This window comes from Halomonas sp. HNIBRBA4712, from assembly GCF_043558675.1.
Lineage (GTDB): Bacteria > Pseudomonadota > Gammaproteobacteria > Pseudomonadales > Halomonadaceae > Vreelandella.
The window spans coordinates 23011-37960 of record NZ_JBIFXR010000009.1 but is presented as its reverse complement, the minus strand read 5'-3'; the positions used below and the strand labels follow the sequence as shown (position 1 = coordinate 37960).

Genomic DNA, 14950 nt, shown 5'->3' with positions numbered 1-14950 from the left:
CGCCAGCTTGCAAGCTACGCCAGACGTGCTTCTCAACTTTTATCAACAGGTCTACTTACGCCGTTTGATTTACATCATGCGTAGTGCCGGGCAGCAATTTATCAAACGCAAAATTTCCACTCTCCCAATAAGCGCTTGATGCAGGTTATCAACTTACCGAGTCCAACCTGCCAGTATCGACAGCGAAGCGAGCGCTCGCTTCAAGACGAAACGCTAACGTCAATGGCTTCTTTGGTGAATGCGCAATTGCGCGTTGTTGGCGCTCTTGCGCTGCTGGAGAAGTGACACCCGGGGTTCCCGGTTCATTACTATGGAGAGTAAAAATGTTTCATCACTCGTCGAAACTTCAATACCCGGTCAAGGTCGACAAACCCAATCCGCAGTTCGCCATGCTCTTGCAGCAAGCGATCGGCGGGATCGAAGGCGAGATTCGCGTGGCCATGCAGTACTTCTTCCAGGCGATGGGCGCGCGGGGCGATGACCGCATCCGCGACATGCTGATGTCCACCGCCACCGAAGAGCTTTCGCATATCGAGATGCTCGGCCACGCCGTGGCGCTCAATCTTGAAGGCGCACCGGTCTCCTATCAGGAAGAGACCGCCAAGGACCCGGTCATGAACGCCATTCTGGGTGGCGCCAACCCACGCCACCTGCTCTCTTCCGGGCTTTCCGCCATGCCGGTCAACGCCAACGGCGTGCCTTTCGATATGAGCCATGTCTACGCCACCGGCAACATCGGCGCGGACATGATGGCTAACGTGGCAGCGGAGTCCGGCGGTCGCGTACTCGCCACCCGGCTCTACAACTGGACCGACGATCACGGCATGAAGGACTTCCTGTCGTTTCTGATTGCCCGGGACACCTACCACCAGCAGCAGTGGCTGGCGATCATTGAGGAGCTGGGCGGCATGGAAGCGCAGCTGCCGATTCCCAACTCGACGCCGGAAGAACACGAGGCGACGGAGCACTCCTACTACTACCTCAACACCTTGCTCGATAAGGACGCGCCCAAGGGGCGCTGGGGTGAAGGCCCATCCCTGGACGGCCGCAGCCAGTACTCGATCAAGAATACCCCTGAACCTTTGGGCCAAGAGCCGTCGCTGGGCGGTGCCAAGCCAAACTCGGGTGCGCAAACCGAGCAGATCGACCCCTCGAAGTAGATAACTTCGCACAAAAAACCCCGAACCAGGTTCGGGGTTTTTCATGCTCAGCGCTTGATAAAAGCGGCGCTCATTCGTAGGACTGATCGCCGGCTACGTGCATCTGGCGCTGGATGTAGTTCTGGATACCGACCTTGTCGATCAGGCTGAGCTCGGTTTCGATGTGGTCGATGTGCTCTTCTTCATCGGCAAGCAGATCGCGCAGCATGTCGCGGGTCACGTAGTCCTTGACGCTTTCGCAGTAGGTGATCGCTTCGATGTAGTCGTTGCGGCCGTCGTGCTCGATCTTGAGATCGCACTCCAGCATCTCCTTGACGTTCTCACCGATGTGCAGCTTGCCCAGGTCCTGCAGGTTGGGGATACCTTCGAGGAACAGGATGCGCTCGATGATCTTGTCGGCGTGCTGCATCTCTTCGATGGACTCATCGTACTCCCACTTGGCCAGCGCCTTGAGGCCCCAATCCTTGTACATCTTGGCGTGGAGGAAGTACTGATTGATCGCGACCAGCTCGTTGCCGAGTGCGATGTTGAGATGCTGAATGACCTTCGGATCGCCTTTCATGTGTCACCTTTGCTGTAAAACCGCTTTTGTAGGACCGCATGAGATCGACATCGTGTCGTCGCCGGTACTCGAACAATCAAGCAGTTACGTTGATAAAGAAGTAGCCACGATGGGCTCTACTTCCCGGGTGACTGAAAGTATAGAGAAGAGATCGAAAAATACAAGAAAATCAGATGCTTGCTAAAAGCAAATCAAACAATAGAGATTCGCATCATACAGCGTAAGAGAGTCCCATATCGTGCTGAGCGCGCGCCTCTTGCACCGCTTCACGGGTGATCGACTTACCAAGACAAGCGCACTTGCCGCATTGGGTCGCGCAGCCGGTTGCCTCGCGCACGTCGCGCCAGCTGCGAGCGCCCTCGTTTACTTCACGACGGATCTGGTGGTCGGTTACACCCTTGCACACACACACGTACATGACATCACCTCAGAAAATGGCTGAAGTTAATGTAAATGATTCGCATAAGATTTATCAAGTGCCATTCAATGTCCTTTAGTAGCGGTTTTTAACCTGTCGATTTTTTCTGTTGGCGAGTCAGCCAGTTAGACACCGAGCAGCAACCCATTTTTTCCAAAAAAAAAGCTGGGCCGCTCTAAAAAGCGGCCCGGCCATGGGGAAGCGGCTTTCTGCTAACCGTTTCGACGCAAAAAGTAGAGCCCCACGGCGGCGCAGGCAAGCGTGGGCACCAGCACCGCCCACACCGGCGAGAAGCCGAACAGACTCGACGCCGGCGCCAGCAGATCCTGCACGTATTTGAACATCAGCCCGGTGACCACGCCGTAGAATACCCGTGTGCCGGCGGCCACGGTGCGCAGCGGGCCGAACACGAAGGAAGCGGCGATCAGCACCAGCGAGCCCATGGTCAGCGGCATCAACATCTTCTGCCAGAAGTAGAGCAGCGGCTGCTCGGCGCTCTGCCCCTGGCTTTTCAGAAAGTTGGCGTAGGCCCAAAGCTCGCTGGGCGCCTGGCTTTCGATGTCGCGCAGAAGGCGCTCGAGTTGGGTCGGCGTGAGCTCGGTTTCCCACGCCATTTGCTCGCGGTATTCGGACTCGGTGCGATCCTCGAAAATACGCGTGATATTGACCTGATCGAGCTGCCAGGCGCCCTCTTCCCAGCGCGCGCTGGCGGCGCGGGTGGCCTCGACCAGGCGGCGCTCCTCGAAGCGGTAGCGGGTCAAATCGAGCACCACGTCGTCAGCGCGAATGGCGCCGAAGCGATAGACGCTGTCGCCTTCGAACTGCCAGCCGCTGCGGCTTTGTAGCATTGCGCCTTCGCCCTGGCGCTGCTCCAGCCGCCAGGCTTCGGCGAACTGCTCGGTTCTTGGGCTGACGAACTCGGCCACCAGCAATAGTATGGCGACCACCAGCAGCACCGGCTTCATCACGCCCCAAAGAATGCGCCCGAGCGAGCGCCCGGCGGCGCGCATCACGGTCAGCTCGTTACTCGAGGCCATGGTGCCAAGCCCGATCAGCGCGCCGATCAATACCGCCACCGGCGCGTACTGGTAAAGCCGCCAGGGCAGGCGCATCCCCAGATACAGCAGCACATCGAGCGCCGAGTAGTTGCCCTGGGTGTCGCCCAGGTCACCAATGTAGGCAATGGTGATATCGAGCCCCAAAAGCACGAACTGCACGACGATGATCGCGCCCAGAACGTTGCGGGCGATGTAGCGATCCAGTTGATCGAAGGGATTGAAAGCACCGAACATTAACGCATTCCTTTACGTTGCGAGCGCCAGATCAAAAGAGCGCCCAGCAGTAAAAAGAGCGCGTGGATGGGCCACACGCCGATCGCGGTGGCAAGCGCGCCGCTGCCGATGGCATCCACCGCGGCGAGCAGCAGGCTCAAGTAGGCCACGTAGAGAAACACCGCAGGCAGAAGCCGTGCAAAGCGCCCCTGGCGCGGGTTGACCCGTGAGAGCGGCTGGGCCAGTAGCGCCAGCACGAACACCATCAGCGGAAGCCCGGCGCGCCACTGAAACTGCGCCTGAGCGCGGGGGCTTTCATCGCGCCACAGCTCCGCAGTAGTGGCGAACTCGAGGGAATCGAGCTCCTGGCGGTCGCGGCTCAGGCCTAGGCGCAGCGTGTAGCGGTCGAATATCAGCCGCTCGGCCTCGCGCGCGCCGGGGGTGACGCCGTAGCGCTCGCCCTCCTCCAGCACCAGAAAGCGGCTGCCGGTCTCCATGCGGCTCTCCTGGTAGCCCGAACGCGCCCGGGTGATATAGCTGTGCCCGGGCTCATTACCCTGGGCCTGCTCGTGGACCAGCACCTCCTGCATGCGCGTGCCGTCGTCGCTGAAGCCGCTGATATAGGCGGTGCGCCCGCTGCCAAAGCTTTGAAAGCGCCCCGGCGCCAGCACCGAGACATCGAGGCGGCTTTGCTGCTCTTCGATGGTGGCCTCGGTCAAAAGCGAGCCTGCCGGGGTGAGCCACAGGCTGCAAAGCCCCACCATGAGAGCGACGATCGACGCCGGCAAGAGCGTGACGCGCAGAAGCCGCGTCGGGCTCATGCCGCAGGCCACCATCACGGTGATTTCGCTGTTCATGTAGAGCTGGCCGTAGGCGAGCAGAATGCCGAGAAAAAACGCCAGCGGCAGGATCAGCTCGAGAAAGCCCGGCAGGTGATAGAACATCAGACTGCCCAGAATGGTGACCGGAAAATCCCCCTCGGCCGCGGAGGCGAAGTAGCGGATGAAACGGCTGCCCATGATGACCAACAGCAGAATGCCGGCGACCGCCGACATGGTGAGTAACACTTCACGAGTCAAGTACCGAAATAAAATCAACGCGTTCTCCGCCCAGTGCTGCAAGGGGCCATGCAATACGCGGATGGCCTGGGTACACTAAACCAATCAATGATCGCGGTATTATCGCGAATCCCTCGATGCTTGTCTTGTTGGAGACCTCATGGAATTTTCCGTTCAGACGGCCAACCCCGCCAGGCTTGAAACGGCTTGCCTGGTGCTGCCCGTCTATAAAGATAGCGAGTTGCTGCCCGCCGTGGCGAAACTCGACGACGCCAGCGAGCGGCTGATCGGTCAACTCCTGGAGCGCGGCGATTTCGACGCCGCGCTCGGTAACGTTCAGCTTATTCCCTACGCCCCGGGTCTGGGCGCCGATCGCCTCTTGCTGGTGGGCCTGGGCGAGCGTGAGAAGTGCCAGGAGGCGGCGGCGCTCAAGGCGATGGACGCCGCGATGGAAGCGCTGGTCAAGCTGCCGATCCGCGAGGCGAGTACCGCTTTCACCGATATCCCGCTCGAGCGCGACACCGCCTGGAAGGCGCGCAAAACGCTGGAGGCCGCCGAGCGCGCGCTCTACCGCTTTGATCAGTTCAAGTCCACCCCGGCGCCCGCGGCCACGCTGACCCGGCTCAATCTGATGCTTTCTGATGCCAATGAGGCAAGGAGCGCCGAGCACGGCGCCCGGGTCGGTATCGCCATCGGCCAGGGCATCAACTTCACCCGTACGCTTGGCAACCTGCCGGGCAACGTCTGCACGCCGCGCTACCTGGCCGAGCAGGCCGACACCCTGGGCCGCGAGTCCCAGGGCGCACTCGAAGTCGAGATTCTCGATGAAGAAGCGCTCGAGGCGCTCGGCGCCGGGTCGCTTCTCAGCGTGGGCCGGGGCAGCGTCGAGCCCTCGCGGCTGATCGTGATGAAGTACCAGGGCGCCGATGATCCGAGTGAAGCGCCCCACGTACTGATCGGCAAGGGTATTACCTTCGATACCGGCGGTATTTCGCTCAAGCCCGGCGAAGGCATGGACGAAATGAAGTTCGACATGGGCGGCGCCGCCAGCGTGTTCGGCACCGTCAAGGCGGTGCTTTCGATCAAGCCGAAGATCAACGCGGTGTTCATCGTCGCCGCCGCCGAGAACATGCCCGATGGCGCCGCCACCAAGCCCGGCGACATCATAAAGACCTTGAAGGGCCTGACCGTGGAAGTGCTCAACACCGACGCCGAGGGCCGACTGGTGCTGTGCGACGCGCTGACCTACGCCGAGCGCTTTACGCCTGCCAGCGTGATCGACATCGCCACGCTCACCGGCGCCGCCATCGTGGCACTCGGCCACCACGCCACCGGAATGCTCTCCAACGACGACGACCTGGCCCTCGATGTGCTGGAAGCCGGCGAAGGCGCCTGGGACCGTGCTTGGCAGCTGCCGCTGTGGGACGAGTATCAGCCGCAGCTCGACTCCAACTTCGCCGACCTTGCCAATATCGGCGGGCGCCCGGCGGGGACGATCACCGCGGCATGCTTTTTGTCGCGCTTTGCCGAGCACTTCCCCTGGGCGCATCTGGATATCGCCGGCACCGCCTGGCACTCGGGCAAACAGAAAGGCGCCACCGGCCGGCCAGTGGGGCTTTTGACCCAGTACCTGCTCGACCGGGAAACCGACGCCGAGATCGAAACCGAGACAAAATAGCGCGGTCAGGCGGCGAAGCGGTTGCCTTTCGCGACCACAACCGTTAAACCTGAAACCACAAGGCGCCCCGCTCGCGGGCGCCTTTCCCCTTTTTTTGATGTTTACCCCTTCGAGGGTATTTTTGCGGAGACCACACGCCGTGCCCAGTGCCAGTTCAGCCAACCGTTTCGAGATCCTGCCCTCCAACCTGCCCACGGCGGAGAACATTCGCGAAAGCGTTCTCCAGAATCCCGGCTTTGGCCGCTACTTCACCGACCACATGGCCCACGTGCGCTGGACCGTGGACGCCGACTGGCACGGTCACCAGGTGCGCCCCTACGGCCCGCTGACTCTGGACCCGGCGGCGGCGGTGCTGCACTACGGCCAGGAAATCTTCGAGGGCATCAAGGCCTACCGCCACGAGGATGGCTCGGTCTGGACCTTCCGCCCGGAGAAGAACGCCGAACGCCTGCGCCGTAGCGCCCGCCGCCTTGCCCTGCCGGAACTCAGTGACGAGGACTTCATCGGCTCGATCCAGGCGCTGCTCGCCCAGGACCACGCCTGGGTGCCCACGCCCAAAAGCGACGCCGACGAGTGCAGCTTGTATCTGCGCCCGTTCATGATCGCCTCCGAGGCGTTTCTCGGCGTGCGCCCGAGCCACGAGGTGGACTACTACGTCATCGCCTCGCCGGCGGCCTCCTACTTCAAGGGCGGCATTTCGCCGGTCTCGATCTGGCTCTCATCGACCTACAAGCGCGCCGCCGCCGGCGGCACCGGCTTTGCCAAGTGCGGCGGCAACTACGCCGCTTCGCTTGCCGCGCAAAAAGAGGCCGAGGGCCACGGCTGCGGCCAGGTCGCGTTTCTTGACGCTGCCGAGAACAAGTGGATCGAAGAGCTCGGCGGCATGAACCTCTTCTTCGTCTACAAGGATGGCCGCCTGGTCACCCCGCGGTTGACCGACACCATCCTCGAAGGCGTGACCCGCAACTCGGTGCTGACACTGGCCAAGGACATGGGACTGACGCCGGAGGAGCGCCCGATCAGCATCGACGAGTGGCGCGAAGGGGCCGCCAACGGCGAGATCAGCGAAGTGTTCGCCTGCGGCACCGCGGCGGTCATCACCCCGGTGGGCGAGCTGGTCACCGAGAACGAGCGCATCCGCGCTCAGGGCGAAAGCACCGAGGTAGCCATGCGCATTCGCAAGACGCTGCTGGACATCCAGTACGGGCGCAGTGAAGACAAGCACGGCTGGTTGACCCGGCTGGTGTGATCGCCTCCGCCGCCGCCTTCCGGCGGCGGCTTTTTTTCATAGCGTTGATGTTCATAACGTTGCTTTTCATGGCGTTATTTTTCATAAACCAGGGCAGACCCATGGCGCGAATCGACTTCTACATTCTTCAGGACACCACCCTGGAGGGGCGGCTCGCCTTTGCCTGCAAGCTGGCCGAAACCATCCACCGCAAGGGCTACCGGCTGCACCTGCACTGCGAGGACCAGGCGCTTGCCGAGCAGGCTGACGAAGCGCTCTGGAGTTTTCGTGACGACGCTTACCTGCCCCACGCGATCGAAGGCAGCGACCTGGCCGACAGCGTCCCCATCACGCTCGGCTTTGGCGAGCTGCCCGCGCCCAGCGAAGAAACGGCGCTTTTGAACCTGCACCCGGAGATCCCCGAGGGCATCGAGCGCTTCGTGCGCGTGGCCGAAATCATCAACCAGCACCAGCAGGTGCTGCTGGCCAAGCGCGCCTGCTGGCAGCGCTACAAGGAGCTTGGCCATGAGGTGGTGCCGCACAAGATTGGCTAAGTCCGGAGAGAAAAGTCATGAGCGACAAGCCCGCTTCCCTGATCACACCGCCCGACGGCTACGGCGACTGGCTCGCCGAACTTAAGCAGCGTATTCACGCGTCGCAGCAACGGGCGACGCTGGCGGTCAATCGCGAGCTGATTCTGCTCTATTGGCAGATCGGCCGGGATATTCTCGACCGCCAGGTGGAGCAAGGCTGGGGGGCCAAGGTGATCGAACGCCTGGCGTTTGATCTGCGCACGGCGTTTCCGGAAATAAAGGGCTTCTCCAGAGCCAACCTGATGTACATGCGTGCCTTTGCCGACGCCTGGACCAACGATGAAATTGTCCAACAGGCTGTTGGACAATTACCCTGGGGCCACAATCTTGTACTGATAAGCAAGCTGAAAGCGCCCGCTGAGCGTTTGGCCTATGCCCAGGCAGCCGTGGAAAACGGCTGGTCGCGCAACGTTCTCGTCATGCAAATCGAAACCCGCCTGCTCGAGCGCCAGGGCGCGGCGGTGACCAACTTCGACGCGAATCTGCCCAAGCCGCAGTCGGACCTGGCCCGCGAATCGCTGAAAGACCCTTACCGCTTCGACTTTCTCAGTCTCTCGGCAGAATCCCAGGAGCGCGACGTCGAAAAGGCGCTGGTGCGCCATGTCACCGAATTTCTGCTGGAGCTGGGCGCGGGCTTTGCCTTCGTGGGGCGTCAGGTGCTGCTCGATGTCGGCGGAGAAGAGTTCTTCCTCGATTTGCTGTTTTACCATCTGAAGCTTCGCTGCTACGTGGTCATCGAGCTCAAAACCGGCAAGTTCAAACCGGAGCATCTGGGGCAACTCGGCTTTTACCTGGCCGCGGTCGACCGCCAGGTAAAAACCGAGCTGGATGCGCCGACCATCGGCCTATTGCTCTGCAAGAGTAAAAACAGCGTTGTTGCCGAGTACGCCCTGAGCGACAAGTCGCAGCCGATGGGTATTGCCGAGTACAAATTGCTGGAGTCGCTACCCACCGAGCTACAAACTGGCCTACCCAGTATCGAGCGCCTCGAACAGGAGCTCGCCGAGATAAAACGTCGTCCTGACGAAGCGTAAGCCAGCCCAATGAAGGCGGCAGCGCCTCGAACGCGCGCCTGACGCCCTCCCCCATATCGCGCTATACTGGCCGCCATTTTTCGAACCTCTTTTGAATTGCATGCTTTTTGCAAAAAGCATCGTCGTCTGTGAGCCGCTCCATGGAAAAGACCTACCAACCCGAACAGATCGAAACCCGCTGGTACCAGCGCTGGGAGGCGGACAACCGCTTCGCGCCGTCGGGCCAGGGCGCGCCCTTCTCGATCATGATTCCGCCGCCGAACGTGACCGGAAGCCTCCACATGGGCCACGCGTTCCAGGACACCATCATGGATACCCTGACGCGCTGGAAGCGAATGCAGGGCAACAACACGCTCTGGCAGGTAGGCACCGACCACGCGGGTATCGCGACGCAAATGCTGGTCGAGCGCAAGGTGGCTGCGGAAGAGGGCAAGACGCGCCACGATCTTGGCCGCGAGGCGTTCACGGACAAGATCTGGGAGTGGAAGGAGGAGTCCGGCGGACATATTACTCGCCAGCTGCGCCGCATGGGCGCCAGCGTCGACTGGTCCCGCGAGCGCTTCACCATGGACGACGGCTTCTACAAGGCGGTGCAGGAAGTATTCGTGCGCCTGCATGAGGAGAAGCTCGTTTACCGTGGCAAGCGCTTGGTCAACTGGGACCCGACGCTTCATACCGCGATTTCCGATCTGGAAGTGGAAAACAAGGAGCAGCAGGGCAGCTTCTGGCATTTCCGCTACCCGCTCGCCGACGGCGTGCAAACCGCCGACGGCAAGGATCATATCGTCGTCGCCACTACCCGCCCGGAAACGCTTCTGGGCGATACCGGCGTGGCGGTGAACCCGGACGACGCCCGCTACGCCTCCCTGATCGGCCAGTTCATCGAACTTCCGCTGGTGGGCCGGCGCATTCCGATCGTCGCCGACGAGCACGCGGACATGGAAAAGGGCTCGGGCTGCGTGAAGATCACCCCGGCTCACGACTTCAACGACTACGAGGTCGGCAAACGCCAGGGGCACCTTCTGATCAACGTCTTCTCGAAAGACGCCACGATCCTCGAGCGCGCCGAGATCTTCGACCTCAAGGGCCAACCCCAGCCCGATGAAGACGCGAGCCTGCCCGCGAAGTACGCCGGGCTCGACCGCTTCGAGGCGCGAAAACAGATCGTTGCCGACATGGATGCGCTTGGCCTTCTGGTCGAAGTCGAAACTGTCAACAACACCCTGCCCTATGGCGACCGCTCCGGGGATGTCATCGAGCCGCTTCTGACCGACCAGTGGTTCGTCGCGGTTGATCAGCTCGCCAAGCCCGCCATCGAAGCGGTGGAGAACGGCGACATCCAGTTCGTGCCGAAGAACTACGAGAACATGTACTTTGCTTGGATGCGCGACCTGCAGGACTGGTGCATCTCGCGCCAGCTCTGGTGGGGCCACCGCATTCCCGCCTGGTACGACGCGGACGGCAATGTGTTCGTGGCGCGCACCGAAGAAGAGGCCCGCGAGAAGCACGGCCTGGGCGCAGATGTGACGCTGACTCAGGACGAGGACGTGCTGGACACCTGGTTCAGCTCGGGCCTCTGGACCTTCGGTACGCTGGGCTGGCCGGAGAAGACGCCGGAACTCGAGACCTTTCACCCGTCGAGCGTGCTGGTGACCGGTTTCGACATCATCTTCTTCTGGGTCGCCCGGATGATCATGATGACGCTCAAGTTCACCGGTGAAGTGCCCTTCAAGACCGTTTACGTGCATGGTCTCGTGCGCGACGGCCAGGGCCAGAAGATGTCGAAGTCCAAGGGCAACGTGCTCGACCCGATCGACCTGATCGACGGCATCAGCCTGGAGGCGCTTTTGGAAAAGCGCACCGGCAACATGATGCAGCCGCAAAAAGCCAAGGCGATCGCCAGGGCGACCAAGGAAGAGTTCAAGGACGGCATCGAGCCCCACGGCACCGACGCGCTGCGCTTCACGTTTCTCTCGCAAGCCACCACCGGGCGCGATATCAAGTTCGACATGAACCGCCTGGACGGCTACCGCAACTTCTGCAACAAGCTGTGGAACGCCTCGCGCTACGTGCTGATGAACGCCGAAGGCGAGGATTGCGGCGCCCAGGACGAGCCGGTCGAGCTTTCGCTCGCCGATCGCTGGATCATCTCCCAGTTGCAGAAGACCGAGGCCCAGGTCACCAAAGCGCTGGACGAGTACCGCTTCGATCACGCCTCCCAGGCACTTTACGAGTTCGTCTGGAACGAGTACTGCGACTGGTACCTGGAGCTCTCCAAACCGGTACTCTGGGACGACGCCGCCAACGCCGAGACAAAACGCGGTACCCGCCGCACGCTGGTGCGCGTGCTCGAAACTATCCTGCGCCTGGCGCACCCGATGATGCCCTATATCTCCGAGGAGATCTGGCAGCGCGTCGCGCCGTTGGCGGGCCGTCATCCGGGCGGCGACGCCTCGCTCATGACCCAGGCCTGGCCGGTGGCGGACGAGAGCAAGATCGACGATCAGGCGACGCGCGACATCGAATGGCTCAAGGGCGTGATCATCGCCGTGCGCAACATCCGCGCCGAGATGAATATCGCTCCGGGCAAGCCGCTGGACGTGCTGCTCACCAAGGGCCAGCCGACGGACGCCGAGCGCCTGGAGAACAACCGTCTGTTCCTGTCGAAACTGGCCAAACTCGAAAGCGTGGCCTGGCTTGCCAACCCGAGCGAGGCGCCGCTGTCCGCGACCCAGCTGGTTGGCGACATGGAAGTGCTGGTGCCGATGGCGGATCTGATCGATAAGGACGCCGAGCTTGCCCGCCTGAATAAAGAGATCGAGAAGCAGGAGAAGCTGATCGGCGGCATCGAGAAGAAGCTCGGCAACGAAGGCTTCATCGCCAAGGCGCCGGAAGCAGTGGTGGAGAAAGAGCGCGGCAAGCTCGCCGAGTTCCAGTCCGCCAAAAAGCTCCTTCAGGAGCAGAAGGCCAAGATCGAAGCGCTCTAACCGCGTCTTCTTGATCGAGCGCCAGCGCCACCTTCGGGTGGCGCTGGCGCATTTGCTGATCACAGATAGTTACTTTTATCGGAAGGGGCGCGGCGATGGGTCACTTCTCGATACCGAACACTGTTCATTAACCCGCTAACAAACTAGACTACAGGCCTCACGTAAAACCGATAGCCAGGAATTGTCATGCATACTCGTCGAATTCTCTTCTACAACCTGTTGGGCTTTGCGCTGATCGCCAGCTGGTGGCTGCCGTCGGTGCTGTTCTGGACGAAGCTCGACGACGATGTGTTCTTTTTCTTCAACCAGTTCATTAGCCCCATGTATCCGCGCTGGGTCGAGGCGATGGCGCTGCTCAACACCCGCGCCTTCGACAAGGTGATGTTCGGCGTGCTGGTGATCATGCTGTTTTTCGCCATGGTGCGCGACAAGAACGGCAGCTGGCCGAAGTGGCTGGCGATCGGCCTGATCATGTCCGCCGTCGGGGCGCTTCTGGGCGAGATGCTGCACATGGACCTGCTTGCCGCCCGCCCCAGCCCCACGGTATGGCACGATGAGGTCAACATTCTCAATAACTACACCTTTCTCAACGCCAAGGCGACCGCCTCCAACAGCTTTCCGAGCGACCACGGCCTGCTAGCGATGGTGTTCGCAAGCTTCATGCTGCGCTTTGCCGACCGGCTGATCGCTTCACTCGCGGTGGCGCTAGCCGTGTTCGTCACCATGCCGCGCATTCTGGTGGGCGGCCATTGGGTGAGCGACGTTTACTTCGGGGCACTTGCCATTGCACTGGTGGTGCTGCCGTGGATTCTGTGCAACGCCTATATTTCACGGCTCATCGAGCGCATGGCGCGCTTTTTCGAAGCCACGGCCCACCGGCTGCTGCCCCGCTATCTTTAACGCCAAATGGCCGCTCGAATGCGGCCGTTTTTGTATCGCGCGTCGATTCGGACAGGGAGACCACCGATACCCACATGAACATGAGCCATCTGGAACACGTGCTGATCGCGCTGGGCGCTCAGCTACTGCTCGCGCTGCTGCCGCGCGTGAGCCTGTGGGTCTCCGGCTCGCTCGCCGTGGCGGTGTTTCTTGGCCGCGAGATCGCCCAGCATGAGTACAAGCTCGCCATCCAGCGCGGCTGGGAATGGGGTCAGACCCAGCCGGTCGGCCTATTCGAAGGCGTTTACAAGGGCTGGCACCTGGACTCGGTGCTGGACGTGCTCACGCCGGCGGTGGCCTGTTTTCTTCTCGCGCTGGCGGTGTCGATCATTCGCAAGCGCAGCCAGTAGCGCCGCCGGCAGGTTTGTTGGTACTCTTGCCATACCAATGTTTGCTTAGCGCCGACTCACAATGAAAAAAATACTCCTGCTGGTCACGCTGGCGCTTCCCGCTTTGCCTGTCCATGCCGAGCTCTTTCGCTGTACCGCACCCAATGGCCATACGACCTATCAGGACGCTCCCTGTGCAGGCGGCGCATCGAGAACCGTCAACCCCAACGGCCTGAGCATCATCCAGGCTCCGCCGGCAAGACCCCGCGCGCCCTCGCTTCAAACGGTGGCGCCGCCTCGCGTCATTTACCTTCCCGCCAGCAACCAGCATCAGCACTCCCTTCAGCGGCGTAACGCCGAAGTGAAAGCGCGCGCCCGCGTTCCGCTGCGCTTTGGTAGAAAGCGGCGCTGAATCACCCTTGGCTACTGCATGGCCCCTTGGCTCTTGTGACGGTGGGTCCAGAGCCGAAACGGCGCCGTGGGGTCCTCGACGTTCAACTGAGACAAGGGCAGGTTCTGCTGGGCGATCGGTTTGGCAAACTCGTCATAGAACGTAGCGAGCTTCATGTAGCGGCCGCCATCTTCGTAGTGTTCGCCTTCCTGCTCGCGCGTGGCGGCAAAGTACACCTGCTCCGGCGCCGCGTAGTAGAGCGCCCCGAGGCACATGGGGCACGGGTAAGCGGTAATATAAACATCGCACCCGTGAAGGTCGGTTCTCCCCTTGGCGGCCAGCTCACGGATGGCGGTGATCTCGGCATGCGCCGTCAGATCCCCGCTTTGCGATACCTGATTGGTCGCCTCATGCACGATCTCGCCGGATTCACGATCCACCACGATACAGGCGAAGGGTTTGCCGCCCGCTTCGACGTTGTTCAGTGCCAGCTCGACGCTACGCTGGATAAGGGTTTCGGGAGTAGGTGTTTGAGTCATGAGTTATTCGATTCCTTATAATCGAGATGAGCGTCCTGTTCGCTACCTGCTTTCAACGACCTGGCCCACGTGTAGCCAGGTGACTTGGGAGCCTTCACCACACGGCAGGAGGGTCAACGTCAGGCTCGCGATGGAACATGAAAGATAGTTGAAATATCCCAGCGCGCGGGTCGAGATCGACACCTTCTCATCAGGCCGACCCTCAGGTGCTACGCTTGGTTTGACTGCCCGTTCACACAGGAGCGCTTTCCATGAATGCCACCCAGCGCCATCAGCTACTCCAGCGCGCCGTCGCCCTCGCCGAGCACGCCCTTGCTGCCGGCGATGAGCCCTTCGGCTCGGTACTCGCCGACGCCTAGGGCGTCGTACTGCATGAGGCCCGAAACCGCATCAACAGCGGCGATGCGACCCAACACCCGGAGTTCGAGCTGGCGCGCTGGGCCGCACAGCATCTGGACGCCGAGGCGCGGCAGGAAGCGACTGTGTTCACCTCCGGCGAACACTGCCCCATGTGCGCCGCCGCCCATGCCTGGGCGGGCCTTGGGCCGATCGTTTACGCCAGCTCCTCGAAGCAGCTTGCCGACTGGCACAGGGAGTGGGGGCTCGAGAACCCGCCGGTAGCCCCGCTTACCATTGAGCAGGTGGCGCCAAAAGTGCCCGTTAGCGGGCCGGACGAGGCGCTGGCTCGGGCGGTTTATCAGTTGCACTGTCGGTATCGTGAGCGGGCATTGTAAACATCCCGGTTTTAGTGGCATCGCTGATT

At 61.5% G+C, this 14950-nt stretch carries 15 protein-coding genes; 10 read left to right on the top strand and 5 right to left on the bottom strand.

Features of this window, described 5'->3' with window-relative positions; translation table 11 throughout:
* Window positions 1-323: 323 nt before the first annotated feature.
* Window positions 324-1160, top strand: a complete 837-nt coding sequence (locus ACGK9R_RS15420) for a manganese catalase family protein (RefSeq protein ID WP_394582886.1) — start codon at window positions 324-326, stop codon at window positions 1158-1160.
* 70 nt (window positions 1161-1230) lie between these two features.
* Here the strand turns inward: ACGK9R_RS15420 and bfr are convergent, their stop codons facing one another.
* The 4 genes from bfr to lptF all read right to left on the bottom strand — a co-directional run bounded on the left by bfr (window position 1231) and on the right by lptF (window position 4508).
* Window positions 1231-1722 (bottom strand): bacterioferritin, encoded by a 492-nt coding sequence (bfr, locus tag ACGK9R_RS15415; RefSeq protein WP_263585047.1) that lies wholly within the window; start codon window positions 1720-1722, stop codon window positions 1231-1233.
* Window positions 1723-1933: 211 nt separating this feature from the next.
* Complete coding sequence (locus tag ACGK9R_RS15410; RefSeq protein WP_394582881.1) at window positions 1934-2140, bottom strand: (2Fe-2S)-binding protein; 207 nt, start codon at window positions 2138-2140, stop codon at window positions 1934-1936.
* A gap of 212 nt (window positions 2141-2352) precedes the next feature.
* Window positions 2353-3432, bottom strand: coding sequence for an LPS export ABC transporter permease LptG (gene lptG, locus ACGK9R_RS15405; RefSeq protein ID WP_394582878.1), 1080 nt, complete (start codon window positions 3430-3432; stop codon window positions 2353-2355).
* Complete coding sequence (lptF, locus tag ACGK9R_RS15400) at window positions 3432-4508, bottom strand: LPS export ABC transporter permease LptF (RefSeq protein ID WP_394582875.1); 1077 nt, start codon at window positions 4506-4508, stop codon at window positions 3432-3434. Before lptF ends, lptG begins: the two co-directional genes overlap by 1 nt.
* 121 nt (window positions 4509-4629) lie before the next feature.
* Between lptF and ACGK9R_RS15395 the strand changes: the two genes are divergently transcribed.
* The 8 genes from ACGK9R_RS15395 (at window position 4630) to ACGK9R_RS15360 (ending at window position 13669) form a co-directional block, all read left to right on the top strand.
* Complete coding sequence (locus ACGK9R_RS15395; protein ID WP_394582872.1) at window positions 4630-6147, top strand: leucyl aminopeptidase; 1518 nt, start codon at window positions 4630-4632, stop codon at window positions 6145-6147.
* A gap of 139 nt (window positions 6148-6286) precedes the next feature.
* Window positions 6287-7396 (top strand): branched-chain amino acid aminotransferase, encoded by a 1110-nt coding sequence (locus ACGK9R_RS15390; RefSeq protein WP_394582869.1) that lies wholly within the window; start codon window positions 6287-6289, stop codon window positions 7394-7396.
* A gap of 101 nt (window positions 7397-7497) precedes the next feature.
* Window positions 7498-7929, top strand: coding sequence for a DNA polymerase III subunit chi (locus ACGK9R_RS15385; protein WP_394582866.1), 432 nt, complete (start codon window positions 7498-7500; stop codon window positions 7927-7929).
* A 17-nt stretch (window positions 7930-7946) separates the two neighbouring features.
* A complete protein-coding gene (locus tag ACGK9R_RS15380) occupies window positions 7947-9002 on the top strand; it encodes a YhcG family protein (RefSeq protein ID WP_394582863.1) in 1056 nt (351 codons plus the stop codon).
* Between the two features lie 140 nt (window positions 9003-9142).
* On the top strand, window positions 9143-11989 hold the full coding sequence (locus tag ACGK9R_RS15375) for a valine--tRNA ligase (RefSeq protein ID WP_394582860.1): 2847 nt from the start codon (window positions 9143-9145) through the stop codon (window positions 11987-11989).
* A 186-nt stretch (window positions 11990-12175) separates the two neighbouring features.
* The gene (locus ACGK9R_RS15370) at window positions 12176-12889 is read left to right on the top strand and encodes a phosphatase PAP2 family protein (protein WP_394582856.1); all 714 of its coding nucleotides are present in this window, start codon (window positions 12176-12178) and stop codon (window positions 12887-12889) included.
* Between the two features lie 74 nt (window positions 12890-12963).
* The gene (locus tag ACGK9R_RS15365; protein ID WP_394582853.1) at window positions 12964-13278 is read left to right on the top strand and encodes a hypothetical protein; all 315 of its coding nucleotides are present in this window, start codon (window positions 12964-12966) and stop codon (window positions 13276-13278) included.
* 61 nt (window positions 13279-13339) lie between these two features.
* Complete coding sequence (locus tag ACGK9R_RS15360) at window positions 13340-13669, top strand: DUF4124 domain-containing protein (protein ID WP_394582850.1); 330 nt, start codon at window positions 13340-13342, stop codon at window positions 13667-13669.
* Between the two features lie 11 nt (window positions 13670-13680).
* On the opposite strand, the gene ACGK9R_RS15355 is transcribed toward ACGK9R_RS15360, so the two are convergent.
* Window positions 13681-14187 (bottom strand): nucleoside deaminase, encoded by a 507-nt coding sequence (locus ACGK9R_RS15355; RefSeq protein ID WP_394582847.1) that lies wholly within the window; start codon window positions 14185-14187, stop codon window positions 13681-13683.
* Window positions 14188-14555: 368 nt separating this feature from the next.
* On the opposite strand from ACGK9R_RS15355, the gene ACGK9R_RS15350 reads away from it, so the two are divergent.
* Entirely contained in the window at window positions 14556-14921 is a 366-nt protein-coding gene (locus tag ACGK9R_RS15350) for a nucleoside deaminase (RefSeq protein WP_394583036.1), read from the top strand.
* Window positions 14922-14950 lie beyond the last annotated feature (29 nt).